The organism is Velocimicrobium porci (assembly GCF_009696045.1).
Taxonomy (GTDB): domain Bacteria; phylum Bacillota; class Clostridia; order Lachnospirales; family Lachnospiraceae; genus Velocimicrobium; species Velocimicrobium porci.
Genome location: NZ_VUMT01000056.1, coordinates 1 through 2838, shown reverse-complemented (window position 1 = coordinate 2838; position 2838 = coordinate 1). Strand labels below are relative to the sequence as shown.

The following is a 2838-nucleotide window of genomic DNA, read 5'->3' as shown; positions in this document are numbered from 1 at the left end:
ATTCTTCTTAAATTCTTCTGTGTACTGTGTAGCCATGTCTTACTCCTCCAATCTTTAGCTTTAATAATAAATCTATATTAAGGATTATTCCATATCTAACTTGTACTATTTACATTCTAACACCAATGTCATCTATGAACAGCCCCAGCCAGATATGTCCCAGCCGGATACGGCTTCACCAGATACGGAAAACCCGGATATGGTAAAACCGGATATGGTAAAACCGGATACGGAAAAGCCCGCAGAATTAAATATAGAGAAATCAAATACAGAAAAATCAATTACTTATGGATCAAGTACCGATTCCATTCCCTTCCGGGAAACAGCGGCGGCAAGACCGCCGGAACGGAAAGGAAGGGATGCGATGTCTGTCACAGAGATAGAAAATTATCGGGAGTTGATTTTGGAGAATATCGAGTATGACTGCTTGAAGCAGCGTTATCCTCTCTACCTGGATGACCTGAATGAGATCGTAGAGCTGTTGGTTGAAACGGTCTGTGCCAAACGAAAGACTACCCGGATCTCTGGGGCAGACTTCCCTCACGAGATCGTGCGTTCCCGTTTTTTGAAACTGGACAGCTCCCACATCGAGTTTGTCATGGACTGTCTGCAAAAGAATACCACCCAGGTACGCAACATGAAGCAGTACCTGCTTGCAGTGCTGTTCAATGCGCCTACCACCATGAACAATCACTTCACTTCATTGGTCAACCACGATATGCACGCAGGCGGCTGGTAAAGGCCGCCTTTTATCATGCCAAAGGAGGCACGACATGAACCAGATGGAAATTTTCAAAAACCCGGAGTTTGGCAGTATCCGGGTCATCGAAGAAAACGGCAAATACCTGTTCTGCGGAACGGATGTGGCTGGCGCTTTGGGGTACAGCAATCCCCGCGATGCAATTATCCGCCATTGTAGGTATGTCGTGAAACGCGACGCACCTCACCCACAAAGCCCTGACCGCAAAATCAGTATGACTTTTATCCCCGAAGGAGATTTGTACCGCCTAATCGTTCACAGCAAATTGCCATCGGCAGAACGGTTTGAACGGTGGGTGTTCGATGAGGTCCTGCCTACCATTCGTAAGCACGGGGCCTATCTCACAAAAGAGAAGCTGTGGGAGGTAGCTACTTCCCCGGAGGCTCTGATGAAGCTCTGCTCAGACTTGTTGGCTGAGCGTGAAGCGAATATTTCTCTGCGTAAGGAAAATGCACAGCTGGAGGGCAAAGCCGCTTTCTATGACCTGTTCATCGACTTAAAACACAGCACCAATCTCAGGACTACCGCCAAAGAGTTGGATGTTCCGGAGCGCCGGTTTGTCCGGTTTCTGATAGAACGGCGGTTTGTGTACCGCACGGCATCCGGCAATGTGCTGCCTTATGCCAATGTGAAAAATGCGGGGCTGTTTTGCGTCAAAGACTACTGCAATCACGGTCATACCGGTTCTTACACGCTGGTTACGCCCCAGGGCAAGCTCTACTTTGCCCAGCTGCGGGAGATGATCTTGCTGGTCTCATAAGAACGGAAAGGAAGTGGGTTTTATGCAGGAAAGCAAAACAATCGGTCAGCTGATGGAGGAAATGCGCCAGAAAGCCGGGGCGCAGAACTACCACGGCCATGACTACATGGATCTCCAGCGATTTGCGGAGAACACACGGCACATGATTATTTTTGATGTGCTGACGCATGATTCCCCGGTGGGCTGGAAAGGAGAACGGACCCGCCTGTTTTTGTCAGATATAGGCTATGAAAAAGCTCTGGACAGTCAGGCAAAGGGGCAGATCAAGATTCTCAGCCATGCAAAGGTCAGAAATGGAGATTTGTTTTATGACCACAAAGAACAGATACGATAGGAGGAATCTGATATGAATGAGGAAAAGAAAGTACCCTTCAAGTGGGAATATGGGGAAGAAACCATATCACTGCAACTTGGGATGTATGCGAATAATCAGCGGCTTTATATCGGCATGATTACCCATACAGAAGATGGAGCGGAGCCGTTTGCAGATATGACGGTGAACCTTTCGGGGTATTCCCTGGACCCCGGAGAGGCGTTTATTTCCGGTGACATCAGCAAGGACTTGCTGCGATTCATCAAAGAGAACAAATTGGGGAAAGTGCTTCCCTACCAGGTGCAATCCGGTTATGGGAAATATTCTGCCGTTGCCTTTGATTTGGAGAAATTGAAGGCATTTGATCCCAAAGGTGTGGCGGAGTTTCGGAAAGAGTGGAATCTGCCGGATAAGAAGCCGGTAAAGAAAAAGAGCCGCGGGATGGAGCGATGAAGAAATATCTTCTCCGGCGGCTGGTGGTCCCGCCTTAGAAAGAAATGCACCACCCCTGCACATTTTGTGGAAAGGAGGCGATGAAAATGCAGGAAGAAGTGGAAAACAGGACTTTAACGCTGGTTGTCAGCGGAACAAAGTTCACCGGTCGGTTGCTTAAAGCCGCCATCAGCAAGTACCTTGCCCACTGCAAGGAAAAGAAGCTGCAAAAGCAGAGAAGCCGTGACGCTCCTGTGACACCCCACGGCAAACAGACCGTCAAGCAGCTCATTGGTCAAAATCAGGGGATCTCCAATATCGAGATCACAGACCCCTCCATCAAGGAATTTGAGAAGATCGCCCGGAAATATGGTGTGGATTATGCGGTGAAGAAAGACCGCAGCAGCTCCCCGCCCAAGTACCTGATCTTTTTCAAAGGCCGTGACGCCTATTAAGTTATACTTAAAAATGTACAATAAATATTAAATAAGAATGTACAAATGTTATGATATATGAGCTGAAGGAGGAGCTCATCATGATCATTAAAAATCAAATCATAACAGATATAATAAT

The 2838-nt window shown here is 47.6% G+C and carries 3 protein-coding genes and 2 pseudogenes; all 5 read left to right on the top strand.

Annotated elements, in window-relative coordinates:
- Positions 1 to 127: 127 nt before the first annotated feature.
- Positions 128 to 739: pseudogene (locus tag FYJ58_RS14505) on the top strand (DUF6017 domain-containing protein); the annotation flags it as partial.
- Between the two features lie 34 nt (positions 740 to 773).
- Positions 774 to 1520, top strand: coding sequence for a BRO family protein (locus FYJ58_RS14500; protein ID WP_062807363.1), 747 nt, complete (start codon positions 774 to 776; stop codon positions 1518 to 1520).
- Between the two features lie 22 nt (positions 1521 to 1542).
- Positions 1543 to 1854: a DUF5720 family protein gene (locus FYJ58_RS14495; RefSeq protein WP_062807362.1), complete on the top strand. Its 312-nt coding sequence runs from the start codon at positions 1543 to 1545 to the stop codon at positions 1852 to 1854.
- Between the two features lie 12 nt (positions 1855 to 1866).
- Positions 1867 to 2286: a DUF4313 domain-containing protein gene (locus FYJ58_RS14490; protein ID WP_154520381.1), complete on the top strand. Its 420-nt coding sequence runs from the start codon at positions 1867 to 1869 to the stop codon at positions 2284 to 2286.
- Positions 2287 to 2372: 86 nt separating this feature from the next.
- Positions 2373 to 2714: pseudogene (locus FYJ58_RS14485) on the top strand (PcfB family protein); the annotation flags it as partial.
- Positions 2715 to 2838 lie beyond the last annotated feature (124 nt).